Source organism: Rhizobium sp. 768_B6_N1_8 (genome assembly GCF_051811225.1).
GTDB lineage: Bacteria > Pseudomonadota > Alphaproteobacteria > Rhizobiales > Rhizobiaceae > Rhizobium.
Genome location: NZ_JBPWPV010000002.1, coordinates 60,020 through 83,892 on the forward strand (window position 1 = coordinate 60,020; position 23,873 = coordinate 83,892).

Here is a 23,873-nt window from a genome sequence, read left to right on the forward strand (position 1 = left end):
CGAACGGTCCGCTTCCGCGCCTACGTTTCGTCTTCAGCTTGCCTGACGTAATGCGGCCCGAGGATAGGAGACTTGGGGGAAGTGCACGTCGAATTGGTTCACTTCCGCTATCCTCCGTGTTTCCGTCAATTTATTCCGGTCACTTCGCGAAGACGCTCTTCATCGTCTTTGGACGTGTTAAACTCGGTCGGGATGTTACTGAGAAACAGTCGAAACTCGGCGAAGGTGCGCGGGCGGTAGTTTGGAGTGTTGACATCCACTGGCGCCATGTGGTCTCGCGCTTGCTATAGATGTGATTGGTGTAGCCCGCAGTGCCTCTCACCAACATACCTTAAGAATACGGGCAACGCCTTTACTTTGGCGATTCGTGACAGTTGCGCCCTGTTCATCCGGCTTGGCGGCAGCAGCTTCTCGAAAAAGCCTCTACCTTCCTTATGCTCTCTTGCTTTCCGAACATCTTTAAACGATGAAGCGATCAAGCGGATTGGACATCGATAGTCGACTAACCTCGAAGTGCCCTTCTTCGAAGGTACTTGCAGGCGTTTCGCGCTGGATTTCCAACGCGAACGTCTTGCGCGCAGGCACTTCGCCGATATTCACAGATACACGACGCCAATCGGCGTTCGCTTCAAACCTGCTGGCCGGCTTGCCATTTAAGACAACAATGAACGATGCTGGGTGGACAGACCGCACATCAAAGGTAACAGACTTCGAGAGCAGTCGGCGAAAGAACCAGCGCGCACGTTTGAAAGCCCGGCGATGCACCTCCTTCTCCCGCGGCATTCGCCAGCCATTCAAGAGATCAAATTTAGTGTGTGGCGCCGATAGTTTTCTATTCACATACTCTTTGGGGATGAAGTCTGCTAGGCTGGATATCGCTAATGCCTGATCTGTGAGCAAGCTAGCAAAATGATCTGGCTGCAGGGCATATCCCTTGATTTTGCCTCTGCTGCCTGGCACGGTTTTCAGTTTTTTCACTCGCATCGCTAACGAGCCAGAGCGCTGCCTCAGTCGATCCGCGTCCTGTAGACCCCATTTCAGAAGCTGAGTGGCATTAGGCCCATTGCCATCTATCCCGCCATACAGTGTGTGGGTATAGAGATCGACCCTCACGCAGTCCGAGTGCAGGATTAGTGTATCTGTAAAATCCCTAAAACGTGGCACCTGTTCGTTGACGCCAAGCAGGACGGCCTCGTCCGCGTCGAATATCTGCAACTCCTGTGAAATCGACGTATTGTCGGGCCGAAATGAATCACAGGTGGTGATTAGCGTCCCTCCGGGGCGCAGAACGCGTAATGCTTCAAATATTACAGTCGGCAAATTGCGCATGTGGTGCAGCGCTGCATTGAAGAAGACCATGTCGAAGGACTCATCGGCGAATGGCAGTGCGTGCGCCATCCCGCCAACCCATCGAATTTTCGGAAAGTTTGCCGCCCCTACTTCTTGTAAGATCGGACTGAATTCAATGGCGGTAACATTCGCTCCCTTGCTAGCCAAACGATGACTATCATACCCAACACCGGCGCCAACATCGAGGACGGCCTTGCCGTTCAAATCGATATCGGCCGTCAACTCGTGAACTTCCTCCCATTCCGCATATCGGTTGAGGAAATAGGGTCCGTGCCTATCTTGGACACTTGCCAGGAATGCAACCTTGTCGGTCGATGTGTAGTAGCCGTAGCAAAGCCCTTCAATCTCTTCCACCGTTTCGGGAGCCAGCCCAACAGATTTTCTGTTTGGAACATTTGCTGCGATCTCAATTAAACCTAGTATGTCTTCAGACTGATATGCCCCAATGAAAGGTGAACCCAGAATCTGAGGAAACTTATGACCACATTCCGAGCATGATAGATTGTTTATAGCGCCACCGCAAAACGGACACTCTAAATCGCTTGTCATCAAACAATCCGAAAGAGGAATGGCTATTCTCGCCCAAATTGAGTGACAAAAGCTGTTCTTGTCAACCAGTAAGTGAGGTGATTGAACGAATGACAGTCGCCAATATCCATCAGAAGAAGATCGGTGCGGTGACCTGATGAAGTGCTACCCGATTTTGGGCCAGCGGGAGCGGGAATTTTCCGGGGTTAAGGCTCAGCTCGGCGGGGGTGCCAATGAACCGCTCATCAGCGCGATCGGCACCTTGTTGCCGATCGCGCTGTGTGGCCGGAATTCGTTAAAGTCTCTACGCCAATCCTCCATCTTCAAGCGCGCGTCGTCAAGGCTCATGAACCAGTGAGCGTTCAGGCATTCGGCGCGGAACTTGCCATTAAAACTCTCGATGTAGCTGTTGTCGGTCGGCTTACCTGGTCGCGAGAAGTCGAGCACGACGCCCTTGTGATAGGCCCAGAGATCAAGATCTCGCGAGATGAATTCACTGCCACTATCGACGCGGATCGACGTTGGATACCCGACCTGGCGGCACACCCGCTCGAGCGTCTGAACCACATCCTCACCCTTGTAATTGAAGCGTGCATCGACCGCCGGCGAGAAGCGGGAGAAGGTATCGACGACCGTCAGAACCCTGATCTTGCGGCCGGTAGCCAACTGGTCATGAACGAAATCCATGGCCCAGACATGGTTGGAGTGCGTTGGCTCCGTGCGGTCGGCCCGCAGCTTCGCCTTGACCCGACGCTTGGGAACCTCGTTGCGGAGTTGCAGGTCCATCTCCTTGTAAAGGCGATAGATTCGCTTCGGGTCAACGGGCCAGCCGTCACGCTTGATCAGGACATGCACACGCCCATAAGGGTCCGCAGGACGGCCCCTAGCGCCTCCCTCCGTTCAATGGATAGGATTTCACTATCAAAGTCTGGGATCAACCACCTAGTGCATCCTGGGTCTGAGGTGTGTTCTACGGAATTTCGTTTGATGGGTTTAGGGCAATTTAGCGCGGCAGTACTGGAAGGCCTTCTTTCCGCTTCCGATACCTGCGGTAAACGGCTTGCATGAATTCGCCTCTATCTCAAATCCGTACGCCGCCACCGCTTCCGAGGCAAACCGTATGTAATTGCGATTTGAGAGATCGACATCAATGACGTCCGACGGACGGTCCCCAATTCGGCAAAGCTGATCGCTATTCTCGATCGGATCGACAGTCGCGCGAAAATGCATGCGATCCACAACGGACCGTAAAAAGTCGCAGCCGCTTGGTGTCCGCGTCAAACCTAGTCTACTTGCCATATCGTTATAGTATTGCATCTCCAAGGCGTGCCGGTTGTCCTCGCCATTCGTAAACACATAGATGGGGCCTCCACGGTTTCGCGCCGTGTCGCGCACGCGATCCGCATAAACCTCCGTTTCAGGAAAGCTGCCCTTGATGCCAAGAAAGGCAGTTTGCGGCGGAAACAACGTCGACAACCAACCCAAAGGATTGGTTTTGGATACAAGGAGGACCGTCGCCCTTTCGGGTTGTTCTAGGGCAGTAAGGTTCGTGTGGTATAGGGGATACGCCCAGCCTTCATGGCCCCATGTGCGACCGCCAATTACCACAATTGCTGTAGCAAATGTGAGAACCCAGGCGCAGATCCGACGGGCGCGCAAATAAGGATACAGTTGGAAAAGAAGAATGAATGTGGCAAGCGGCGACAAAACCTCGAAAGCAACAGTATATCTGTAAATGCTGAAAACAATCATCCAGATAAAGAAAGCAGATGAGACGAAGACTACTATGAACCTTGAGCGGGCGTCCATTGGCCTTCCAGGACGTCTCGCAAGTCTTCGCCACAGCGACTGGCAGATCCAAGCGATAAGAAAAACATAAACGACAGACCAAATTATCTGATAAACGTGCAATTCGCCCACGCGGCGCGAATTTATTGAAAGAATAAATGGCCACGTTGCGTACTCTATAATTCCACGTGGCAGCCAGCGCACGTCGGCAACATTTATCGGCTGGGCCAAAGGGTTAGGGAAGAGATTGCCGAACTGTGGAAAGAGCGGATTTCCAAACTCCTTCCACATCAGGAACATCCAGATCCCACCCGATGCCGAGAAGCCGGCGAGTACGGCGACCCCAAATAGAAAGCTGGTGCAAATCCTCTTCGTATTCCCGCCCGGGCTGCACACAAGCAGAGAAAGGCAGATCGCCAGAGCAGAAGTAGCGTTAGTGAGCTTCAGGCCAACAGCCAGCCCTACTAATATCCCTGAGAGAAAAAGTAAGCATATGGCTCTCGGGCCGAAGTGGTCGAGCACTCTCCATTGCGAAACGATCAAATATACGGCACTCAAAACCAAGAGTGCGGTAGTATTGTCTCCCATGCCGTTGCCAACTTCGGAACGGAAGTTTGCGGTGAGGCATCCGGCAAGCGCGAGTAAAATAGGCAGCCTATGCTGATCCTCCGGTGCGAGCGCCGTCAATACCTGGCGCGCTATCCCAAGAACGAGCACAAAAGCCAGCCCGTGCATGGTACCTTGTAGAAAGGCTGACAAGCGCGAAGGAAGATACTCGTTCAGCCAATAGGGCAAAAAATCCAAAAAAGGATTGAAATACCCTTGGAAGCCGCCCGCTCCCAGATCCATTCCGAACTTACCATTCAGGAGCGCAAATGGACCATATCGATGATAGTTGTATAGGTCCCAGTTCGCATCAGCGCCCAAGTAAACAGCATATAATCCGAACATAAACGGCACTATGATGACCGCGTATCGCGTGGCTTCGCGTTTGTTCAACCCGGAAAGGATAAAGCTTCGCCTCGGCTCTTCTTGATTTTGTGTAATCACAAGGTTCCCCAACCATGGGTAGGTCTGAACACCCACCATTTTCCAAAGCAAAATTAATCGCCAAGCCGCATCGAACCGGACGCCGTAAATCCGATAATACCAACAAGGCCAAAGCGGAGGAAAAGCGGCTCAGTCATTCGAATGGATCCTCCACGAGCCTGGTATCGACAAATAAGCCAATCGTCTCGTTTCGGTGCGGCCACGCGTGACAATGTCCAAAACGAGCCCACATGTCAGCAACAGCATTCCGAATAACGTTATTGACGCGCAAAGAAGGGCGGTCGGCAACCTGGGTACAAGCCCAGTTTCGAGATACGTCACCAGCAAGGGCACGGCTAAAACGAGCGCGACGAAAATGCAAACTATGAAGCCAGACGCGAAAAAGGGCAGCGGTTTCTCCGCTTTATATAGCCGACCTATGGTCAGTAATATTCGCAAACCATCCCGATAAGTATTTAACTTACTGGTCGAACCAGCCGGTCGCGCTCGGTACACTGTATCTATTTCGGCAACAGGCATCCGCAATTCTAGCGCATGAATTGTGAGTTCAGTCTCTGTTTCAAATCCGGCAGCGTGCGCAGGAAACGATTTCACGAAGCGCCGTGAAAATACGCGGTAGCCCGACAGCATGTCAGTCAACTGACGCCCAAAAAGGGTGGCGACACAGGACGTTAAGAGTTTATTTCCAAAGCGATGGCCTGGCCGATACGCCGCGTTATGATCGGACCGTCTGCATCCAACCACCATATCAAGGCCCTTTGACGTAAGCTCGTTCACCAACACAGGTGCAACAGATGCGTCATAAGTGTCGTCGCCATCAACAAGAACGTAAATGTCTGCCTCAATATCTGCAAACATGCGGCGAATGACGTTTCCCTTGCCTTGTTCGCGGACGGTATTGACGATTGCGCCCGCGGCCCGCGCGCGCAGAACAGTTTCGTCGGATGAGTTGTTGTCAAAAACATAGACGGTCGCGTCAGGTAAGGCGGACTGAAAGCCCTTAACCACGGCCGTAATTGTTAGCGACTCATTGTGACAGGGAACTAAGACGGCAATGGTTCTATCTTGCATATCGGTCGCCAACTGTATGCTGGAAAATGGATAAATACTTCGCCTGCGCCCGTATTGGCCGGAATTGGAGCGTCGGTATATGACCGTGTCCAGACTCTAGTCAATTGAGATCCGCGCAGGAGATCGGTGGCTTCATAGTTGACTGCACGGTCTTCGGCAATACTGCCCGATTCTTTTGACCGCCGCTGCCGGTTTCTTGGGCGTAGAGCTAAACTCGTTGATGTCTTGCGGGTCAAGCCGTTCGTGATTGAGGGCTTGAGCATAAGGTGCGGGAATGGTGCAACGAGGCCGGCTTGCCGCAATACTCGTCGCACGGCCTTCGGAAAGCGGCGCCTCGGCTTCCGAGCTGCTGGCGATCTTCGGCTGGACCGGCCTCAAGACGGCGCAAATCTACGTCGAATAAGCAAACAAAAGGCGGATGACGGCGAACGCATTCGACCGTCGAGAACGGCCCATGGAGACGGAACGTGTCTCACTTTCGCAGCCTCAAAGTTCAGATGAGACAAACGAGGAAAAAAGCGATGCATAATCAAAGGGAAATATTGGGATGGTGGGCGATGAGAGACTCGAACTCCCGACATCCTCGGTGTAAACGAGGCGCTCTACCAACTGAGCTAATCGCCCTCGATGCTCTGTGTCATCGTTCGGTGCAGCGTCTCTAACGATATTGAGAAAGAACCGCAAGCCTCTTTTTGAGTTTCTGTGCAATTTGCTTGTGGGCGCCGCTCTTCCCCATGGCGGGCATTCTCTGTAGAGGTGCGGTTGAAAAAATTCGGAGCGAAAATGACGACGCGAGAGCAGCGAGCGGCCCTTCGGCAGAGCACCCCCCGGACATTTCTGGATTACGCCCACACAGAAGAAGCAAAGTTGCTTCCCGATCGTGGCAAGCTTCTCGACAAGCTGCCGAAAGGCGGGATCGTGGCTGAGTTGGGGGTTGCAGAGGGCGCGTTTAGCGAGGAGATCGTTGCACGCAATCAGCCGCAGCGGCTCTACCTCATCGATCCCTGGAATATGGACCGATACTCAGAAGGTCTTCAAATCATCAATAGCAAATTTGGACCGGAGATCGCCGAGGGTAGCGTTGTCATTCGCCAGGGTACGTCGCTCGACATGCTGTCCCAGTTCGAGGAGAGCACGTTCGATTGGGTCTATATCGACACCGATCACTCCTTCGCGCTGACATGGCAGGAGCTCCTGTTGGCGGATCGCAAAGTGAAGCCGGATGGCAGAATCGCCGGCCATGATTTCTGCACGGGTAATACGGTCAAACCCGTCGTCTATGGGGTTGTCGAGGCGGTCAACAAGTTCTGCGTGGAATACGGTTGGCGCTTCGAATTTCTGACGCTCGAGCCGGATGCCCACTTCTCCTATTGCCTCAAGCGTATCGACACATCGCGATAGCCGTCAGCAGTTTACATATCGATCGTGCCGAGCCCCTGCCTGGCTTCGAGATACCACTCGACGAAAGCCTTGGCGCCTATTTCTAAAGGCGTGTTCGGCTGGTAGCCCGTCAGGGCCAGAAGAAGGTCGGGGCTCGCAAACGTACGGGGCACGTCGCCCTTCTGCATGGGAAGCATGACGTGCTTTGCTCCGTGCCCCATTACATTCTCGACCTTCTCGATGAAGTCCATGAGGCTGACCGGTTGCCCGCCGCCGATATTGACGATGCGGAAGGGGGCCTGATGCGAAAGGGTTTCAATTCCTGTATCAGTGACGCGGTTGGTTTCTGACGGAATGACGTCTGACAACCTGACCACCGCTTCGACCAGATCGTCAATATAGGTGAAATCGCGGCTCATATTGCCCTTGCCGTATATCTCGATCGGCTTGTCCTCGATCATGTTCTTGACGAACTTGAAGAGCGCCATGTCGGGCCGGCCCCACGGGCCGTAGACGGTGAAGAAGCGGAAGGCCGTGGTCGGAATCTTGTAGAGATGCGAATAGCTGTGCGCCATCAACTCCATCGACTTCTTGCTGGCGGCATAGAAGCTCAGTGGCTCGTCGGCGCGGTCGGTCTCGCGGAAGGGGACGGTCGTATTGGCGCCGTAGATCGAGGAGGTCGAGGCAAGCATGAGATGGCGCAGCTCGATGCGACTGGCCAGCTCCAGAATGTTCCAGGAGCCCTCGATGTTAGAACGCAGATAGGCTTGCGGATTTTCGATGCTGTAGCGCACGCCCGCCTGTGCGGCTAGATGAATGAGAACATCCGGATTTGTAGCTGAAACGGCGGCCTCCAGCGCTGCCTTGTCTTCGAGCATGGCAACGACTGGACGGAAGGCAGGATATTGCGTCAGTGCCGCGTGACGCATCTCCTTCAGCCTGACATTGTAATAGGGCGTCAGTCCGTCGAAGCCTGTTACCTCATGCCCATCCTGCAACAGCCGGCGGGCCAGCTGAAAGCCGATGAAGCCTGCCGTTCCTGTAATGAAGTAGCGCATTTCTACCTTTTTCTCGGGTCTCCTGCCGATGGCAAGTAGCCGAATCCGTATTTGATCGCTTCACTTACCGGATAGATGCTCCCGAGATCAACAATCACCTGGATCTTCGGGGCTTTTATGCGGTCCAAGACGAGCGCACAAACGGTGCCGCTTCGATTATAGGAGCCGATGTCAGTAGCAATCTCCTGAGATCGTCGCGTGAGCAATCGGCTCGAACACCTCTGAGAAGGCGTTCCTCACAGATTGACGCGGCCGATGCCTGCTGGATCACCGCCGCGATGGCCCCGAGACGGAGCGGCCCTTCCTATAACAGAATAGATTCAGGTTCAGGGAACGGAGCGCCAATAGCGATATGCTCCCTCTCGCGATCAACACCGAAATCCTGATTGCGTGAGTGCTTCATCGCTTGAGCACCCAAACAGTCTTGCCGTTCTGCGACGCTTCGATGCCGGCTTTCGTCCGGGTCAGTTGAAGGCATTTTTCAGCGTCTCCCGGCCGCGGCTTTATGCAAATCCCGTCCGGAATGGCCCTCCAAGTCGGGTTTATGCTCACCAGGCTGTCGCTGATCGTTCCGCCGCCGTCCGGACGAAACACGAGGATGTTCGAGGCTTTTCGTTTGACGACGACCATCTCCCACGGCTTGCCGTCGGCGATGACGCTGGAAAGAGGTTCTTCGGCCCGCGCCGGTGCGCCGGCAAAAATTGCAAGGAAGAGCAATGGCATGAAAAATCGGCAAGGGGACCGGTCGCTTGGCAAGCGAACTATGCGCATTACGTGTTCCTTTGCGTGAATAAATCCCCTGATGGCAGGTCGTGATCAAGGGATAAAATTGAGTGCGCGGAATTTGGCCATTCCCTTCCGCCGGTGGTGATATTGACGCGATATTCTCCAACGGGTTCGGCAATGTCATCACGAGATCTATTTTGATCTGTTAAGCGCACCGGGCAGTGTATCTCCACATAACGGTCACCCGGCGGGATCATGCGGCATGTCTGTGGCAGCGTAGGTTGGCGCAGGCGCTGCGCACCGGAGAATCCCATATCGTTTGGGGCATCGTCAGAGCGCAAGCCGTTCCGAAATCAAAATGAGCATCACGATTGGACCGCCGAGAAGCGCACCGAACAGGATCGTCGCGAAAAACAGATTTGCGAGCATGTGAAGCATGGTCTTGCGCGTCGTCATGGCTGCACGCCGACCCGTCTTGCGGGGTCAAATGGCCCGGGACCCAGTTTCATCTCGGTCATCCGCACCTTGCTTGTCCACATATCGACGATCCTTCCGTCCCTTCTGAGGATGAGGATGATCAGCCATTGCCCGATGCCGGGCTTGCCGCATGCCGCATCGAGGATCACGACGGCAAGTTGAATGGATCCGATAACCAGGAGCGCCGCAGCTGGTCTTGCTGTCCGTTTTGAAGCCATAGCCCTGTTCCAAAAGTTGAGGTCGGATGAGGTCATGCCCTGCCCGTTTCCAAGTTGCATGGCTTTCCATTTGGGCTTCGACAATTGCAGAAACATGACTGGGTTTGCTTTTCTGCGTGTAATGCTGCCGCCAATGCGAAAGGAACAGATGGAGTCGTATGGAGCGCACGGACGGGCATGAGACGGCTGAGCGCACCCACCTCACCACGATGGGAAACTACCAGCTGGAGATTCCGGCACTCAGTCGAAGCTGAAATGTTGAATAGCGATCGAAACGACAACTGCCAAAATAGTCGACAGTAAAAGAATGCTCGATGCCGCCAAGAGCGAGCCTGTCACACTCAGTTCGTGGGAGAACCCTGCAACATGACCGATTGCAGACACAACTGCTGCAGTCAGCGCAATCAGGGTTGCCAAACCGAAGAAGAGCACGACGGCAACAAAGCCATCGATCACAGCTTCTATCAGGGAGTTCCCATCGTTCATGATTAAAATCTCCACGCCTGCCGCGTGTCCCTGGGCGCATTTCAGCAAAAATGTATATAAGTGCAAACTAAAATAAAACAGCGTCTCCGAAACGTTATACGTGGGTGCCCAGAAATACCGCGCCGGCAACCCGCGAAACGAGATTCGTAGATTGTCACAGATTTCGCCATTTGCAGGAGGCAAGATCCGTCGTGTTGACCGGCCTCACCTTTTGCTACCTCGTCAGGGCTGAGTGTGGGGGCGTAGGTCAGTTCCCGCCATCCCTACGATCGGCGGCGCCCTGTCGGATTTCTCGACAGCGAATTGAAAAAGGTGCCTCCCGGTCAGGGAAAGACACCCTTTTCGTGCCGACTCTGAAGGCGCCAGCAGGACAGAGATTAGCGGAAGGAGCGCGGTCTGTAATCGGACCAAGGTCCCATACTTCCATCTTTCATTCGGGTCAGTGACCGACCTGTGCTTCGGTAGTAATCAAGTCGATGAAATCGTCGCTGTCCATCACCGTTGAAACGATGCCGTTCTCAACAGCAAAGGAATGATCGAGGTCGTGGTCTTGTCGGGCGGCAAAGTGATCGTCGCCGACGAAGGCCCGGGCATCGCTCCCGGAATATGAGCACCTTGTTTTCGAACCATTTTGCCGCGTGGTTCCCAAGAGCCGGGGCGCGGGTCTGGGGCTCAGCATCGTCAAGCAGATCGCCAAAAACCATGGTGGAAAAGTCGGCATCGAAAGCGGTCCGTCGGGAACAAAACTATCGATTCAGCCCTAAGATGCTGCAAGTGGTGGGCCATGTAATTGTGTGGCAATTGTTCGCACCGAATGTCCGGTCATCGTCATGACTGGAGGCCAACGAGATACATGCCCAGCAATTCGCATTCACGTCGTCGATTTTTCAACCAGCCACTTTTCAACCAGCCATCTAGGGCATCGCTCCTGGGATTTATTGCCTTGCTGATAACGGCAACCGTTTCCGGATGTGCTGCCGTACCGCTCAAGGAAGCGGGAACGCTTGCCTCCTACAGGAACCTCGGTCCGTCGAAGGGAACGCTCGCCAAGAAACGGCTCTATGTCGACGGGCAGCAGCTGGCACGGGTAAAGACCGTCGCCATCGTCCCGACGGTCTTCTCTTTCAGTGCTGCGTCCAAAATCAAGTCGGAGGCCGACCGTTCCCTGGTTTCCAATGCTCTCGACCGGGCACTGTGCGTGGCACTGAGTGACAAATACCAGATGGTCCCGGCCGGCCAGCCGGCGGATCTGACCGTTCGCTCGGTCGTCGCCGACATCGTTCCGACCAACAAGGCAGTTGCCGGGGTCGCGACCGTCGTCAGCGTCGGTTCGGGCTTTGCCCTGCCTGTGAGCGTACCGCGCCTCCCCTTCGGCCTTGGCGGTCTGGCGATCGAAGCCGAAGCTACCGACGCCACGGGAATGCAAAATGCCGCAATGCTATGGGCGCGTGGCGCAAACTCCATTCAGGACAATCCCCGCGTTTCCGAAGTCGGGGACGCCTATGGTCTCGCAACGAAATTTGCCGACGACTTCTCACGGGTGCTGATCGCCGGAAAGGAACCGAAGGGACTGAACCTTTCGCTTCCGTCGAGGCAGCGCGCCCGGTCCTGGCTCGGCGGAAAGCCGAAATATGCTGCCTGCGATGCGTTCGGCCGCGCACCCGGAGTGCTTGGCGTGCTCGCTTCGAAGTACGGCGCTCCGCCGCAGTGGACGGAAAGGAAGCCAAAGCCCGCAATGACGCATTGACGGACGGCCATCCAGCAACTCTGCGAAGGTTTGGAAGAGGCGCCGAGGAGATCGACCAACCTCGCTGGTCGAGGACGGGCGGAGACAGTGCCGGAATCCCGCGGCATTGCTCTGCCCGCCTGCACTTTGCCTGCAGGGAGCGTCAGATCCTGACGATCTCGCCGAATGGCGACTTGCCTCCGTTGACAAGTGCTCGATCGATCCAGGAAGACGTCGCAGGGGACGACCTGATGCAACATTCTTTCCTTTGCACAGAGACATTGTATTCTGATGTCGCAGACACACTTCGACTTGAGGAAAAGTATGCGTGTCGACCATTTTGAAATTCGTTCGAAGACTGGATCTAGCCCGGCCGGCGACCTGAAGCGCCAGGTCATGACATGCCGGAACGGTCGGCGCCATCTGAGATGCATGGCGCTCAGCGTGATCATTGTTGCCGCATCATCTTTGAGCTCGCCGGCATCCGCCGCCAATGTTCTCGAACGGGCGATCGAGGCCGCTCAGCCCTGCAAGCCTTTGAAGGTCAGGCAGGAGGTTTTGGGCGTCAAGGTCGAACTGGGTATCGACGAGCTCGACTTCGTCAAAATCGACACGATCGAGATCAGAGTGAACGGGGATTTGGCCGAAGCAAACGCACTCGGCACGCTCGCATGCAAGACGTCGGACGATGCCCCTCTCAAGGGCGGCTTTTCAGCAAAGGCCCGAATTCACCTGCAGGCAAATCTCGCCACCTGCATAACGAACGCAAGTTCGATCGATATCGTCGAGGCAGAGGGAGAGTTTGGTGACGTTGTCACGACGTTCGAACCCGAGATTTCGGCCGCCCTTCGCAAGGGTGTGGAAAAGGCGCTGAAGAAGCTCTGCGCGAGCTGAAATCGAAGGGGATATGTGAAACGAGGCGATCGGTCTGCAAGCCGGCAGCTCCGTGCCTCAGCCACGCGGCGTCGTCAACGGAGATAGTGGATGTGCGGCCGGGCGTGATAGGGCGAGGCTTCGACGCGCGCATCCACCGAGAAAACATCCCTGAGGACCTCTTCGGTCAAGACTTCGGCCGGTGTGCCGGACGCAACGATCTTCCCGCTTTGCATGACGATCAGGTCGTCACAAAACATGGCCGCATGGTTGAGGTCGTGCAGGGCAATGATGCTGGTGACCGGCAGACCGGAAACGAGCCGCATGAGGCTGATCTGGTGCTGGATATCGAGATGGTTGGTCGGTTCGTCGAGGATCAGTTCTTTTGGCGACTGCGCCAGAGCTCTTGCGATATGGGCGCGTTGCTTCTCCCCACCGGACAGGCTCTGCCAGCGATCATGTCGCTTGCCTGTCATGCCGGCCCGCTTCAACGCTTCCTCAACCGCCTGATCGTCGGCGAGCGTCCAGCCGGAAAACATCGAGCGGTGCGGAAAGCGTCCGAGCTTGACGACATCCACGACCCTCAGATCGGCGTTTGTTGTCGAATTCTGTTCGACGAAGGCGACGCGCTGCGCGATCGTGCGGCGTCCGATCGTCCCTATGTCCCTCAAATCGAGCGAGATGCGCCCGGAATTGGGGCGCTTCAGGCCGGCGAGAAGCCGCAGCAGCGACGTTTTTCCAGAGCCGTTCGGGCCAAGAAGGCCGAGCATCTTTCCCGGTGGCGCTTCGAAGGAGACGCCATCAATTATGGTCTTCCTGCCAATTTTCCAGACGAGGTTTTCGGCTTTGATGCTCATGATGCGCGCTGGAACCGGTAGAGAATGACGGAGAAGAAGGGAACGCCAACCAGCGCCGTGACGACCCCGATCGGCAGGACCTGCTGCGGGATGAGCGCGCGCGAGGCAATGTCGGCAAGCACCATGAAGATTGCGCCGACAATGGCGCAGGCTGGGAGAAGCCGGATATGAAGCGGACCGACGACGAAGCGCGCCGCATGCGGCACAACCAGACCGACGAAGCCGATCGAGCCGACCATGCTGACGATCGTGGCCGTCATCATTGCGGTAAGCGCAAACAGCACGATGCGGACCCTGCCGACGTTGACACCGAGAGATGCGGCTGCTTCGTCACCGAAGGCAAAAGCATCCAGAACCCTGGCATAGAGCAGGCAGACGAGAAGCCCGAAGCCGACGATGCCGGAAACCAGCATGAACTCCGGCCAGCGCACGCCGCCGAAGCTGCCGAGCAGCCAGAACATGACGTCGCGAGCCTGCTGCGCATTGCCGGAAGTCGTGACCACATAGGATGTGGCGGCGTTGAAGAGCTGCGAAGCGGCAACACCTGCGAGAATTGTCCGGTCAGCGCAGCCACGCGTACCGTTGGACAGCAGCGCCACGAAAAAAAATGCCGCAAATGCGCCGGCAAAAGCCCCGGCCGACAGCGAAACCGCACCTGCACCAACGCCGAGAATGACGATGGCGACTGCGCCGGTGGACGCGCCGGCGGAGATACCGAGCACATAGGGCTCGGCCAGCGGGTTGCGAAGCAGCGATTGCATGATCGCACCCGACAGAGCCAGTCCCGCGCCGCAGAAAGCGGCCACGAGCGCGCGGCTGAGGCGATAATCCCAGATCACGGTCTCGTGGATGCGGTTGAGTTCCACCGCCGTCCATCCCAGCCTGTTCGTGACGGCGGAAAAAGTCGTGGTAAGCGGGATCGGCAGGTCGCCGATCCCGACACTGATGCCGACGACCAGGCCGACCGCCACAAGGGAGGCCAACAGGAGGACACCGAAGGGGGCAGCCTGCTGGAAGGAGCGGTTCGAGGCGGTCACTTGATCAGGCCGAGCGCTTTCAGTTGTTCGGCCACCTGTTCGGCGCCGTAGATGGTGCGGATCGTCGGGTTCATGGCCTGGCCGTCCATGACGACGATTGCCTTGTTTTTCACCGCTGGCATCTGGCTGACGGCCGGATCGCTGTTCAGGAACTTGATCTTGGCCTCCGGCTTGTCGAGTTCCCAGCGGTTGCGGTCGAGATTGGCCACGACGATGACATCCGGATTGGCGGCTATGATGCTTTCCCACCCGAGTGTCGGCCATTCGGCTTCTGCGGTGACGGCATTCTTGCCGCCGAGGAGATCGGCGATGAAGCCGGATGCGGCGTTCTTGCCCCCGAGATAGGCGTCTGCGGAAGGAGACTGGCTGGAGAACCAAAAGACGTAGGAAAGCTGCTTGCCATCCTTGGACACGCTGGTACGCAATGCCGCTTCACGCTTCTTGAAGTCGGCGATCAGCGCCTGACCACGATCGGCGACGTCAAAAATCTGCGAAAGCTCGTCGATCTCCTTGTACAGCAGATCCATGTTCCAGAGCTGGTCGCGGCTGCCGTACTCGTTCTTGACCTTTTCGGTGCTGAGGCAGGTACTGGGCGAAATGTAGCTTGGTATGCCGACCTTGTCGAAGTCCTCGCGCTTGGCGACCTTGCTCGTCGGTCCGATCAGGCTTGGCAAGGCCGCTGCCACGAAATCCGGGTTCTGCGCCAGAATCGACTCGAAGGTCGGAAACTCGACAGACAGAAGCTTGACCTTCTCATTGGCTTCGGCGAGCTGCGGCAGAACCTTGCTCGGCCAGAATGCGGTGCCGGCCATTTTGTCTTCCAGACCGAGAAGCAGCATGATCTCCGCGCTGTTCTGGCCAAGTCCGATGGCTCGCTCCGGAGCCCTGGCGATGGTGACCTTCGCGCCGCAATTGTCGATCGTCAGCGGATACGTGGTCGGCGCGGACAATGCCGGCGTCGCGATCAGGCCGAGTACGGTGAGCAGTCCGGGAACCGTAAGGGACTTGAGAACTTTCATGAAAACTTCCTGTTCTTCGAGCCCCCAACACGGGGATTCTAAGGGCGCGGGCGGTATAACCCACTTGCCCGAGGAAAAACAAGAGTAATGCAGTCACCTTTGGCAATGGCAGATGCTGGCTCCCATTCCCCCAGCGGCCGGCCTGCTTGAGAAAACGAGGAATGAGCTCGTTAGGAGCGGTCCCCAAATGTAGTACTGGAACTGCCGGCCGATCAGCGACTTCATCGCGTTGCAATGGAGGCGGGGGGCTTTGCGGACGACTTTCGCGGTATGAGGGTGGGCGCCGAAACGCGGATCCGGTCCTCTGCCGAAACAGCGCCACTTGTGAGCAGATCTAAAGCGTTGGACGCGATCTGCTCAAAGGGGACGCGCAGTGTCGTCAGCGGGGTCGCAAGATGGCGGACGATCGGGATATCGTTATATCCGACGACCGAAACATCGTTGGGTACGGAAATCCCAAGGCGCGAAAGACCGGAAAGAGCGCCGATCGCGGTATTGTCGTTCACGGCAAAAATCGCCGTAGGACGATCTTCCAAGCGCATGAGCTGCTCGGCCGCATCTGCTCCCGTGTCGATTCCAAAGGTCGACGGAACAATGCAGTCCGGACGGAGCAATACCCCTGCCTCTTCCAGTGCCTGCCTGTAGCCTTCAACGCGTCCGAGCGCGCTGGAGGCGTATGAAGGACCGGCGATCACGCCGATACGACGGTGACCAAGGTCCAGGAGGTGGCGCGTCGCCAGATAACCACCCAGCCGGTCGTCGCCAATCGAAGAAAGGCTCCGTCCGTCGGTCCGCAGAGCCAGGACAAGCGGCACGCCCCGGGCCACCAGCTCATCAGGGAAGTCATCGTCTTCGCGCGCGGTCGAGAGGATCAATCCGTCAACGCCACGCTTTAGAAGTGACTCGGCGGCAAGTCGATCGGCTTTGGGCTTGTCATCGGTCGTCGCGACAATGGCAAAGCGACCGCTTTTGCTGCACGCCTTCGCCAGGGCCTCGTAGAGCATCGCCATGACCGTATCGGTTAGCCGGGGAACAATCACGCCGACTGTCATCGTGTTGCCGCGTCTCAGGCTCGCAGCTGAGACATCTCGGACATAACCCATGTCTTGCGCGATCTTGCGAACGCGGCGCGACGTTTCGTTGTCGGACCGGGGAAGCCGCTCGTCGAGGATGCGTGATACCGTGGATTTGGAAACGCCTGCGGCCGACGCAACATCCAGGATGGTGACGCGTGTCTGGCGGTTGCCTTCTTCGGCCTTTGAATCCATTTCACTTTTTCCCCATCTGCAGCGCTCTCGCGATTGAGGCCCTAAGCATGCATTAAAAAAAATGTTGACTCCAGCAAAATCGGAAACGATAGTGGGAACGTTCCCATTAACGATCCCATCGCTGATCGCACAGGCGAACAGCGGCTATCTAGGAGGAGATACCCCGATGCAAGCTATGGATTTGAGAGGCCTGAGCCCGGCACCCGTCACCGCATTCACCCGCGACGGAGAGGTCGATTACGCGGCCAATGCCCGTATCGCCAAGTGGCTTGCCGGCATGGACGGCGTGAAGAGCCTCGTCATTCTTGGCCATGCCGGCGAAGGTACGTTCCTGACCGAGGAAGAGCGCCTGAAGCTCATCCGCACCTATGTTGAAGCCGTCAATGGTCAACTTCCCATCATTGCAGGTATCACCGGTGAGGGCACCAGGGTTGCGGCGGAAGAAGCCAAGAAGTGCAAGGCTGCCGGTGCGACCGGCGCGCTCGTCTACCCGAACCACGGCTGGCTGCGTTTCGGCTTTCAAAAAGGCGCGCCGCAGGATCGCTACAAGGCGATTTGGCAGGAATCAGGCCTGCAGTGCATCCTGTTCCAGTATCCGGATGCCACAAAGGCTTCCTATGATATCGACACGCAGCTTGCGATCGCGACCCAGGACGGGGTCGTTGCCACAAAGAACGGCGTCCGCAACATGAAGCGCTGGTACGTCGAGATTCCGGAACTCAAGAAGGCCAACCCGAACCTGCAGATCCTGAGCTGCCATGACGAATGGCTGCTGCCGACCATGTTCGACGTTGACGGCCTGCTTGTTGGCTACGGCAATATTGCACCGGAGCTGCTGATCGACCTGATCAAGGCAGGAAAGGCGCAAAACTATCCGCAAGCCCGCGAGATCTTCGAACGTCTCCTTCCGGTCACCCGTGCCGTCTATCACCGTGGCTCCCATATGGAAGGAACCGTGGCCCTGAAGCTCGGCCTCGTCCATCGTGGTGTGCTTGACCATGCCACCATCCGCGAGCCGCTGAAGAATCTGGGCGAAAAGGCAGAGGCCGAAATCTTCGCCGCCTTCGAGGCTGCGGGCATCGGTCGGGTCGAGCAGTTGATCGCAGCGGAATGATTGAGAACGCCCCCGTCGTTCGAACGGGGGCGTCTTCTTCGGGGAGGAAAATTGCGGTCGCATCGGGAGTGACGCGCCGCCGCAGTCGCACGGTCTGTTACGCCGTGCATACTTCGCCGACGAGAGAGCTTCCGGATCCGCAGCCGCACCCAAAGGATCCTGAAGTGAGCCATCCAACGTGTAGGTTCGAAGCCAGGCCGGGAGAGGGCCGGGCACAGGGAGGAAAACATGAATATGGAACAGCGCATAACCGCGCCGTCACCGGTTGTCGATCCACAAGCAGAAATCAGCGCCCGCCTTGAACGGTTGCCAGTGACCCGGGAGGTGTTCTGGGCCCGAAACATCGTCGGCGCCGCGACATTCTTTGACGGCTACACCGTGATCGCCATCGCCTATGCGATGCCGGTTCTTGTCCGCGAATGGGGTTTGACGCCAGGACAGACGGGAATGATCCTGTCGATGGGTTACCTCGGACAATTGATCGGCGCGGTCTGCTTTGGCTGGCTCGCTGAGCGGATCGGCCGCCTGAAAGTGCTGCTATTTACGATCCTGCTATTCGTCAGCATGGACATCGCATGCCTCTTTGCAGCCGGCGCCGGCATGATGATGGCATTCCGCTTCGTCCAAGGCATCGGAACCGGCGGCGAAGTTCCGGTCGCCAGTGCCTATATCAACGAACTGATCGGCTCGAAGGGGCGCGGCCGCTTCTTCTTGCTGTATGAGGTCATGTTCCTTCTCGGCCTCGTCGGCGCGGGCCTGATTGGCTACTTCATGGTCCCAGTCTACGGCTGGAAGGCGATGTTTGTCGTCGGCCTGATCCCTGCGATCCTCATGATCCCCCTGCGCTGGTTCCTCCATGAATCACCCCGCTGGCTGGTCGCCAACGGCCGCTATGAGGAAGCCGACCGTATTGTCACCAAGTTGGAGAACAGCGCCCGTGCCGGCGGCAAGGAACTGCCGGAGCCGAAAGTCGTGGCCGCTCCTGCCCGCCGCAGATCCGACTGGCGCGAACTTTTCCAGGGCATTTACCTGAAGCGCACGCTGTCGATCTGGGCCATGTGGTTCTGCGCCTATATGGTCGCCAATGGCACGATCACCTGGCTTCCGACCCTCTATCGCCAGACGTTCAACCTGCCGCTTGAAACCAGTATTTTTTACGGGTTTGTCACCTCGGTCGGTGGCGTGATTGCGGCCGTTATCTGCGCACTGCTCATCGACAAGGTCGGCCGTAAGCGCTGGTATACAGGCGCCCTTTTGATCGCACCGATCCCGCTTGTCATCCTCGCCTGGCTGGGTGCGACGTCGGCGACACAGGTTCTCATCCTCGCCGGCCTCGCCTACGCCATCGTCCAGACCGTAACGTTCTCGCTCTACCTCTATTCGGCGGAGATCTATCCGACCCGTCTTCGTGCCATTGGCACGGGCACAGGCAGCGCCTGGCTGCGTCTCGGGTCCTCTGCCGGTCCTATCGCGGTAGGATGGGTCATGTCATCGATGGGCATCCATTATGTATTCGGCGCCTTCGCAGCAATCCTGCTGGTCGGCGCCCTGGTAACGGCCCTTTTCGCGGTCGAAACCAAGGGGCGCGTCCTGGAGGAATTGTCGCCGTAATATCTACCGTCCGCCTTCGAAAGGAGCCGAGAAGGCTTGGCGGGTAAGCACCAAGCCTTCTCGTATATGTGGACATGCAAAATCCTGCATCCGTTTGGTGGTTTCGGTTGATTGATCCGGGGTTCGATCCCGCTCAAGGCAACGGCCAAACTCGTCAAAGGCGCGACCCGACATCTCTTCGGTGCAGTTCTCCGCCGGTTTCAGGTGAGGAAGCATCGAGCGAATTCGGATGATGCCGCGATTGCCGCTCCGCGATAGCGGTGCCCTTCAAGGTGTCAGGACAGCCGCTCCGCTCAGGCGGCCGGCACGCAGATCGTTAAGCGCCGCATTGGCATCTCCAAGCCGATAGGTTGTCGTGTGGGTGCGCACATCCGCCTGGCGGGCGACGGGGAAGAATTCCTCGGCGTCTTTCCGCGTCAGATTGGCGACCGAAACCACGCTTCGCTCGCCCCAGATCAGCGCATAGGGCATTGCGGGCAGATCACTCATGTGGATACCACCACAGACGACCCGGCCTCCCTTTCGCACCACCTTCAACGCCGCCGGCACGAGTTCGCCAACCGGCGCAAAGATGATCGCCGCATCGAGCGCGACGGGCGGGCGCTCGTCCGAGCCTCCAGCCCAGACGGCGCCGAGACCGAGTGCGAAGCGCTGTGCCGCCTCGTCGCCGGAGCGCGAGAACGCATAGACATCGCGACCCTGCCAGTGACAGATCTGCGCGATGATATGCGCGGCCGCGCCGAACCCGTAGAGCCCGATCCTCTTGCCTTCGCCGGCCTTCTTCAGCGAACGCCAGCCGATCAGGCCGGCACAGAGGAGCGGGGCAAGGGCGACGGGATCGGCCTGGCTGTCGAGCACAAAGGCATAATCGGCATCCGCAACGACATGGGTGGCAAAGCCTCCGTCGCGGGTATAGCCGGTAAATTGCGGTTCATCGCAAAGATTTTCCTCGCCGCTCCTGCAAAACGAGCAGCAGCCGCATGTATGGCCGAGCCAGGGCACGCCGACCCTTTGCCCCACGCGCGACGGCGCTATTCCTTCCCCGACAGCCTCGACGATGCCGACGATCTCATGGCCGGGAACGAGCGGCAGCTTCGGGTTCGGAAGATCGCCGTCGCAGACATGAAGGTCGGTCCTGCACACCGCGCAGGCCTCGACCCTCAGCATCAACTGTCCTTTTGCGGCCACGGGATCCGGCCGGTCGACCGGACGCAGGGGCATCCCGATTGCCTCCAGGATCATAGCTTTCATGAACTGTTCCTCATCTTCATGATGCCATGATCCTGAAATCGCGGCAAATCGGCATTGACGGTTGTCAAAGACGACCCGCGCCCGTGCTTCTTCGCCCCTATGGAAATTTCCCTTCACGGGAGATGTTGATCTGGCGCAATGAGCCGCGCCGCGTGTCGTGATTGGCATCCTGGTCGGCATTGAGCGTGGCTGGCAGGAGCGAGAGGCGCCACTCGGCGAAAGGGTCGCCGGCGTTCGCAACCTAGGCCTCTCAAGTTTCCCGGCGGCCTATGCGGCTTGCCTCAGCCCGCAAAAGGACCGATCCTGCCGACGACGGTCTTTGTGTTCTTTTGCATCACAATTCTCGTTTTCAGCTCCATGCAAGCGGCGCGCGACGAATTACAGCGCGACCGCTGCCATTGCCGCGATATCGGTTTCGTGCTTGGTTACAGCGCCGTGGTTGCCGACCGTGCAAAGCCTGACCTTGATCGTCGTCAAAATCCGCAACGAAGCTATCAGCGGCCGCTATCGTCGAGCGCGTCGAGCAGGCGTTGCTGGATCTCGGCCTCCTGCCGGTTGATGGCGACGACAAGCTTGCGCATCGCGCCGCGCATGCCGTGGAGCTGGTCGACGAGCTCCATGACGACGTCGACGCCGGCCTCGTTGACGCCCATTTGGCGTGTGAGGTCGAGGATCAGGCGAGCGCGGGCAAGATCAGCATCCCGGAACCGGCGCCGGCCCTTGGAAATATCGGGGGCCAGCCAGCCTTGCTCGACCCACAGATCGAGCTCGGTCACGTCGATTTTGAGGTAGAGACGGAATTCGCGATCGTCCATGGTCAGGCCTCCATGTTCTTTCTCGGATCCTGTGTGCTGGCTGCCGCCCAGTCCTTGGCGAAGGCGGTCAGTTGCTCGTCGGGCTGTTCGGGCAGCATGATCTTCAGCGTCACATAGACGTCACCGGCGTCGCCGCCGCGCTTGGCAACACCCTTGCCCTTGAGGCGCAGCACCTTGCCGCTGCTGGAATTTGCCGGCAGCGTCAGGTTGACCGGCCCCGAGGGCGTCGGCACGCGCACCTTTCCGCCGAGTACCGCTTCTCCCAACGTGACGGGCAGATCGAGGCGGATGTCGTCGCCGTCGCGGGTGAAGAAACGGTGCGGGCGCACATGGACGTCGATCAGCGCATCGCCGGCCGGCCCGCCGCCGAAGCCCGGTTCTCCCTTGCCGCGCAGGCGCAGCGTCTGGCCGTCGCGCGTGCCGGGCGGGATCTTGACGTCGAGTGCCGGCCCGTCCGACAGCCTCACCTGGCTCTGCGTGCCGTTCACGGCATCGAGGAAATCCACCTCCATCGAGAAGCGCCGGTCCTGGCCCTTTGCGCGGAACTGGCCGCCGCTGCTGCTGCCGCCAGCGCGGCGCGAGAAGAAGCTTGCGAACAGATCGTCGGCGTCGCCAAAATCGGCAAAGCCGGCGCCGTTGTGATAGGCGCTGCCAGGGTCGCTCGAGGAGGCATAGTCTCGATAGTAGCTGCGAGGCGCCTGTTCGGCTCCCGTGACGTCGATCTCGCCACGATCGAAGCGACCGCGCTTCTCTTCGTCGCTCAGGATTTCATAGGCAGCAGAAATCTCCTTGAACTTCGCCTCGGCCTTCTTGTCGCCGGGGTTCAGGTCGGGGTGGAGCTTCTTGGCAAGCTTGCGGAATGCCCCCTGAATTTCCTTCTGGGTGGCATCCCGTTTCACGCCCAGAAGCTCGTATGGATCTTGGCTCATACATGTCTCCGTGTAAGGGCAGCGAATACTGCGGACTGGAATCCGCCTTGATATAGGTTGCCGGTCCGGTGTCGGGGAGGGGAGGAGGGCAGCGTCCTGTCATTCGGCCTGAATTGGCGTGACGTCGTGCGAAGGCTGGCCATCATGCTGGTACCTTCGCGTCATGTGCAGGGAGAAGGTCGAGGCGAAGGCGGAAAACACGACGCGCCGTTGCCGAGATCACAATGCTATCAGCGCGCCACCGCAGCCGCCGCGCGGCTCAGCTTATGCCCGGACTTTGCTTGCGATCGACGAGGACCGAGCATTTGGCGTGACGCACCACGCGGTCGACCACGGCCCCGAAAATATAGTCGGTAATATCTGCGACATGGGTTGAAAGGATGATGAGGTCCGCCTCTTTCTCCCGCGCGGCGGCCAAAAGCACCCTTGCCGCGCTACCGGTATGGACCTCGACCAGGGCAGGGATCTTCATCTGTCGGCAAAGCAAGGTCAGCTTCTCCTCGGCATCCTTTATGGCGGCGGTCTCGAAGTCTTCCGGCAGGCTCGCCGTCATGTAGTGCGGCATGGTTTCGACGGCGTGGATGACGAAGATCGAGCCATCCTCGTCGAGGAGGCCGGCTGCCTTGTTCAGGATGCGTTCGGCTGTTTCGCGAGGGCCATTGCCTATTGCGCAGACTATCGTTCGGTACATATCGGATCTACCCTCATCCGCCAGATGATCGTGCGATTTTAGCCTCCTGCATGGATCATACATTGACCGACATCAAGAAACGGTCCTGCATCAGGTTTGATACGGAACAGGGGCGGCTGTGCCAGATCGCTGACGGCACCATCACGCAGCAGACGAATGTCGCCATCGCCATCAGGCTTTCGCCTGAGGAGGTGCGGTGGCTTGAGAGGCGGCTGGTCTGGGCACGAACCGTAACAATGACTGCTCTCGTCAAGGAGCTCCTGGAAGGGAGAGCGTCTGGCCGTTCGGATGTGAGCGAGCTTGACAAGTGCGCTCGTCGATGAGAACAAAGAGCGAACCAACGGGAAGGTGAGCATTCATGATACGTTTCGCGCCGAAGATAGAGCAGGACGCTGCCCCAGCAATCAAAATTGTAAAGCCGAACGCCAAGATACGATCCGACATCGAGCTCTCGGACACTTCCACCGCTGCCGCTAAGAACGAAACCGACAAGATAGACGGGCAGGCTGCCACGACGACATCAGGACCTGCCGGGCCTGCCGCAAAACTC

The 23,873-nt window shown here is 57.8% G+C and carries 23 protein-coding genes, 1 tRNA gene and 3 pseudogenes; 9 read left to right on the forward strand and 18 right to left on the reverse strand.

The window, feature by feature from the left end; translation table 11 throughout:
• Window positions 1-459: 459 nt before the first annotated feature.
• The 4 genes and pseudogenes from AB8B33_RS24570 to AB8B33_RS24585 all read right to left on the reverse strand — a co-directional run bounded on the left by AB8B33_RS24570 (window position 460) and on the right by AB8B33_RS24585 (window position 5,787).
• Window positions 460-1,899 carry a class I SAM-dependent methyltransferase gene (locus tag AB8B33_RS24570; protein WP_439017350.1) on the reverse strand — a complete coding sequence of 480 codons (1,440 nt, stop codon included), beginning with the start codon at window positions 1,897-1,899 and terminating at the stop codon, window positions 460-462.
• A gap of 192 nt (window positions 1,900-2,091) precedes the next feature.
• Window positions 2,092-2,742, reverse strand: a pseudogene (locus tag AB8B33_RS24575) (IS3 family transposase); the annotation flags it as partial.
• A gap of 129 nt (window positions 2,743-2,871) precedes the next feature.
• A complete protein-coding gene (locus AB8B33_RS24580; protein ID WP_439017351.1) occupies window positions 2,872-4,716 on the reverse strand; it encodes a hypothetical protein in 1,845 nt (614 codons plus the stop codon).
• Between the two features lie 129 nt (window positions 4,717-4,845).
• The gene (locus tag AB8B33_RS24585) at window positions 4,846-5,787 is read right to left on the reverse strand and encodes a glycosyltransferase family 2 protein (RefSeq protein ID WP_439017352.1); all 942 of its coding nucleotides are present in this window, start codon (window positions 5,785-5,787) and stop codon (window positions 4,846-4,848) included.
• A 274-nt stretch (window positions 5,788-6,061) separates the two neighbouring features.
• On the opposite strand from AB8B33_RS24585, the gene AB8B33_RS24590 reads away from it, so the two are divergent.
• Window positions 6,062-6,190, forward strand: coding sequence for a hypothetical protein (locus tag AB8B33_RS24590; RefSeq protein ID WP_439017353.1), 129 nt, complete (start codon window positions 6,062-6,064; stop codon window positions 6,188-6,190).
• Between the two features lie 145 nt (window positions 6,191-6,335).
• On the opposite strand, the gene AB8B33_RS24595 is transcribed toward AB8B33_RS24590, so the two are convergent.
• Window positions 6,336-6,411 (reverse strand) — tRNA-Val (locus AB8B33_RS24595).
• 159 nt (window positions 6,412-6,570) lie between these two features.
• Here AB8B33_RS24595 and AB8B33_RS24600 point away from each other — a divergent pair.
• Window positions 6,571-7,188 (forward strand): class I SAM-dependent methyltransferase, encoded by a 618-nt coding sequence (locus AB8B33_RS24600; protein WP_439017354.1) that lies wholly within the window; start codon window positions 6,571-6,573, stop codon window positions 7,186-7,188.
• Window positions 7,189-7,199: 11 nt separating this feature from the next.
• On the opposite strand, the gene AB8B33_RS24605 is transcribed toward AB8B33_RS24600, so the two are convergent.
• The 5 genes from AB8B33_RS24605 to AB8B33_RS24625 form a co-directional block, all read right to left on the reverse strand.
• Window positions 7,200-8,225: an NAD-dependent epimerase/dehydratase family protein gene (locus AB8B33_RS24605; RefSeq protein WP_439017355.1), complete on the reverse strand. Its 1,026-nt coding sequence runs from the start codon at window positions 8,223-8,225 to the stop codon at window positions 7,200-7,202.
• A gap of 399 nt (window positions 8,226-8,624) precedes the next feature.
• Window positions 8,625-8,948, reverse strand: a complete 324-nt coding sequence (locus tag AB8B33_RS24610) for a hypothetical protein (RefSeq protein ID WP_439017356.1) — start codon at window positions 8,946-8,948, stop codon at window positions 8,625-8,627.
• A 333-nt stretch (window positions 8,949-9,281) separates the two neighbouring features.
• Entirely contained in the window at window positions 9,282-9,407 is a 126-nt protein-coding gene (locus AB8B33_RS24615) for a hypothetical protein (protein WP_439017357.1), read from the reverse strand.
• Window positions 9,404-9,742, reverse strand: a complete 339-nt coding sequence (locus AB8B33_RS24620; RefSeq protein WP_439017358.1) for a hypothetical protein — start codon at window positions 9,740-9,742, stop codon at window positions 9,404-9,406. The genes AB8B33_RS24615 and AB8B33_RS24620 overlap by 4 nt, the downstream gene beginning before the upstream one ends.
• Window positions 9,743-9,886: 144 nt before the next feature.
• A complete protein-coding gene (locus AB8B33_RS24625; protein ID WP_439017359.1) occupies window positions 9,887-10,132 on the reverse strand; it encodes a hypothetical protein in 246 nt (81 codons plus the stop codon).
• Window positions 10,133-10,661: 529 nt separating this feature from the next.
• Here AB8B33_RS24625 and AB8B33_RS24630 point away from each other — a divergent pair.
• The 3 genes and pseudogenes from AB8B33_RS24630 to AB8B33_RS24640 all read left to right on the forward strand — a co-directional run.
• A pseudogene (locus tag AB8B33_RS24630) lies at window positions 10,662-10,896 on the forward strand (sensor histidine kinase); the annotation flags it as partial.
• Window positions 10,897-10,985: 89 nt separating this feature from the next.
• Entirely contained in the window at window positions 10,986-11,879 is an 894-nt protein-coding gene (locus tag AB8B33_RS24635) for a DUF3313 domain-containing protein (protein WP_439017360.1), read from the forward strand.
• A 303-nt stretch (window positions 11,880-12,182) separates the two neighbouring features.
• Window positions 12,183-12,752, forward strand: coding sequence for a hypothetical protein (locus tag AB8B33_RS24640; RefSeq protein WP_439017361.1), 570 nt, complete (start codon window positions 12,183-12,185; stop codon window positions 12,750-12,752).
• Window positions 12,753-12,826: 74 nt separating this feature from the next.
• Here AB8B33_RS24640 and AB8B33_RS24645 read toward each other — a convergent pair whose 3' ends face one another.
• The 4 genes from AB8B33_RS24645 to AB8B33_RS24660 all read right to left on the reverse strand — a co-directional run bounded on the left by AB8B33_RS24645 (window position 12,827) and on the right by AB8B33_RS24660 (window position 16,912).
• Window positions 12,827-13,588, reverse strand: coding sequence for an ABC transporter ATP-binding protein (locus AB8B33_RS24645; RefSeq protein WP_439017362.1), 762 nt, complete (start codon window positions 13,586-13,588; stop codon window positions 12,827-12,829).
• The gene (locus AB8B33_RS24650) at window positions 13,585-14,625 is read right to left on the reverse strand and encodes a FecCD family ABC transporter permease (protein ID WP_439017363.1); all 1,041 of its coding nucleotides are present in this window, start codon (window positions 14,623-14,625) and stop codon (window positions 13,585-13,587) included. The genes AB8B33_RS24645 and AB8B33_RS24650 overlap by 4 nt, the downstream gene beginning before the upstream one ends.
• Entirely contained in the window at window positions 14,622-15,644 is a 1,023-nt protein-coding gene (locus AB8B33_RS24655) for an ABC transporter substrate-binding protein (protein WP_439017364.1), read from the reverse strand. Before AB8B33_RS24655 ends, AB8B33_RS24650 begins: the two co-directional genes overlap by 4 nt.
• Before the next feature lie 221 nt (window positions 15,645-15,865).
• The gene (locus tag AB8B33_RS24660) at window positions 15,866-16,912 is read right to left on the reverse strand and encodes a LacI family DNA-binding transcriptional regulator (protein WP_439017365.1); all 1,047 of its coding nucleotides are present in this window, start codon (window positions 16,910-16,912) and stop codon (window positions 15,866-15,868) included.
• Window positions 16,913-17,078: 166 nt separating this feature from the next.
• Here AB8B33_RS24660 and AB8B33_RS24665 point away from each other — a divergent pair, with 166 nt between their 5' ends.
• Entirely contained in the window at window positions 17,079-18,026 is a 948-nt protein-coding gene (locus AB8B33_RS24665) for a dihydrodipicolinate synthase family protein (RefSeq protein WP_162747948.1), read from the forward strand.
• Window positions 18,027-18,254: 228 nt separating this feature from the next.
• Entirely contained in the window at window positions 18,255-19,637 is a 1,383-nt protein-coding gene (locus AB8B33_RS24670; RefSeq protein WP_439017366.1) for an MFS transporter, read from the forward strand.
• A 267-nt stretch (window positions 19,638-19,904) separates the two neighbouring features.
• On the opposite strand, the gene AB8B33_RS24675 is transcribed toward AB8B33_RS24670, so the two are convergent.
• A complete protein-coding gene (locus tag AB8B33_RS24675) occupies window positions 19,905-20,888 on the reverse strand; it encodes a zinc-dependent alcohol dehydrogenase family protein (protein ID WP_439017367.1) in 984 nt (327 codons plus the stop codon).
• 157 nt (window positions 20,889-21,045) lie between these two features.
• On the opposite strand from AB8B33_RS24675, the pseudogene AB8B33_RS24680 reads away from it, so the two are divergent.
• Window positions 21,046-21,335 (forward strand): annotated as a pseudogene (locus AB8B33_RS24680) (hypothetical protein); the annotation flags it as partial.
• A 47-nt stretch (window positions 21,336-21,382) separates the two neighbouring features.
• Here the strand turns inward: AB8B33_RS24680 and AB8B33_RS24685 are convergent.
• The 3 genes from AB8B33_RS24685 to AB8B33_RS24695 form a co-directional block, all read right to left on the reverse strand.
• Window positions 21,383-21,703: a chaperone modulator CbpM gene (locus AB8B33_RS24685; protein WP_439017368.1), complete on the reverse strand. Its 321-nt coding sequence runs from the start codon at window positions 21,701-21,703 to the stop codon at window positions 21,383-21,385.
• Between the two features lie 2 nt (window positions 21,704-21,705).
• A complete protein-coding gene (locus AB8B33_RS24690; protein ID WP_439017369.1) occupies window positions 21,706-22,632 on the reverse strand; it encodes a DnaJ C-terminal domain-containing protein in 927 nt (308 codons plus the stop codon).
• A gap of 259 nt (window positions 22,633-22,891) precedes the next feature.
• On the reverse strand, window positions 22,892-23,323 hold the full coding sequence (locus tag AB8B33_RS24695; RefSeq protein ID WP_439017370.1) for a universal stress protein: 432 nt from the start codon (window positions 23,321-23,323) through the stop codon (window positions 22,892-22,894).
• Between the two features lie 62 nt (window positions 23,324-23,385).
• Here AB8B33_RS24695 and AB8B33_RS24700 point away from each other — a divergent pair, with 62 nt between their 5' ends.
• Window positions 23,386-23,646, forward strand: a complete 261-nt coding sequence (locus tag AB8B33_RS24700) for a hypothetical protein (RefSeq protein ID WP_439017371.1) — start codon at window positions 23,386-23,388, stop codon at window positions 23,644-23,646.
• Window positions 23,647-23,873 lie beyond the last annotated feature (227 nt).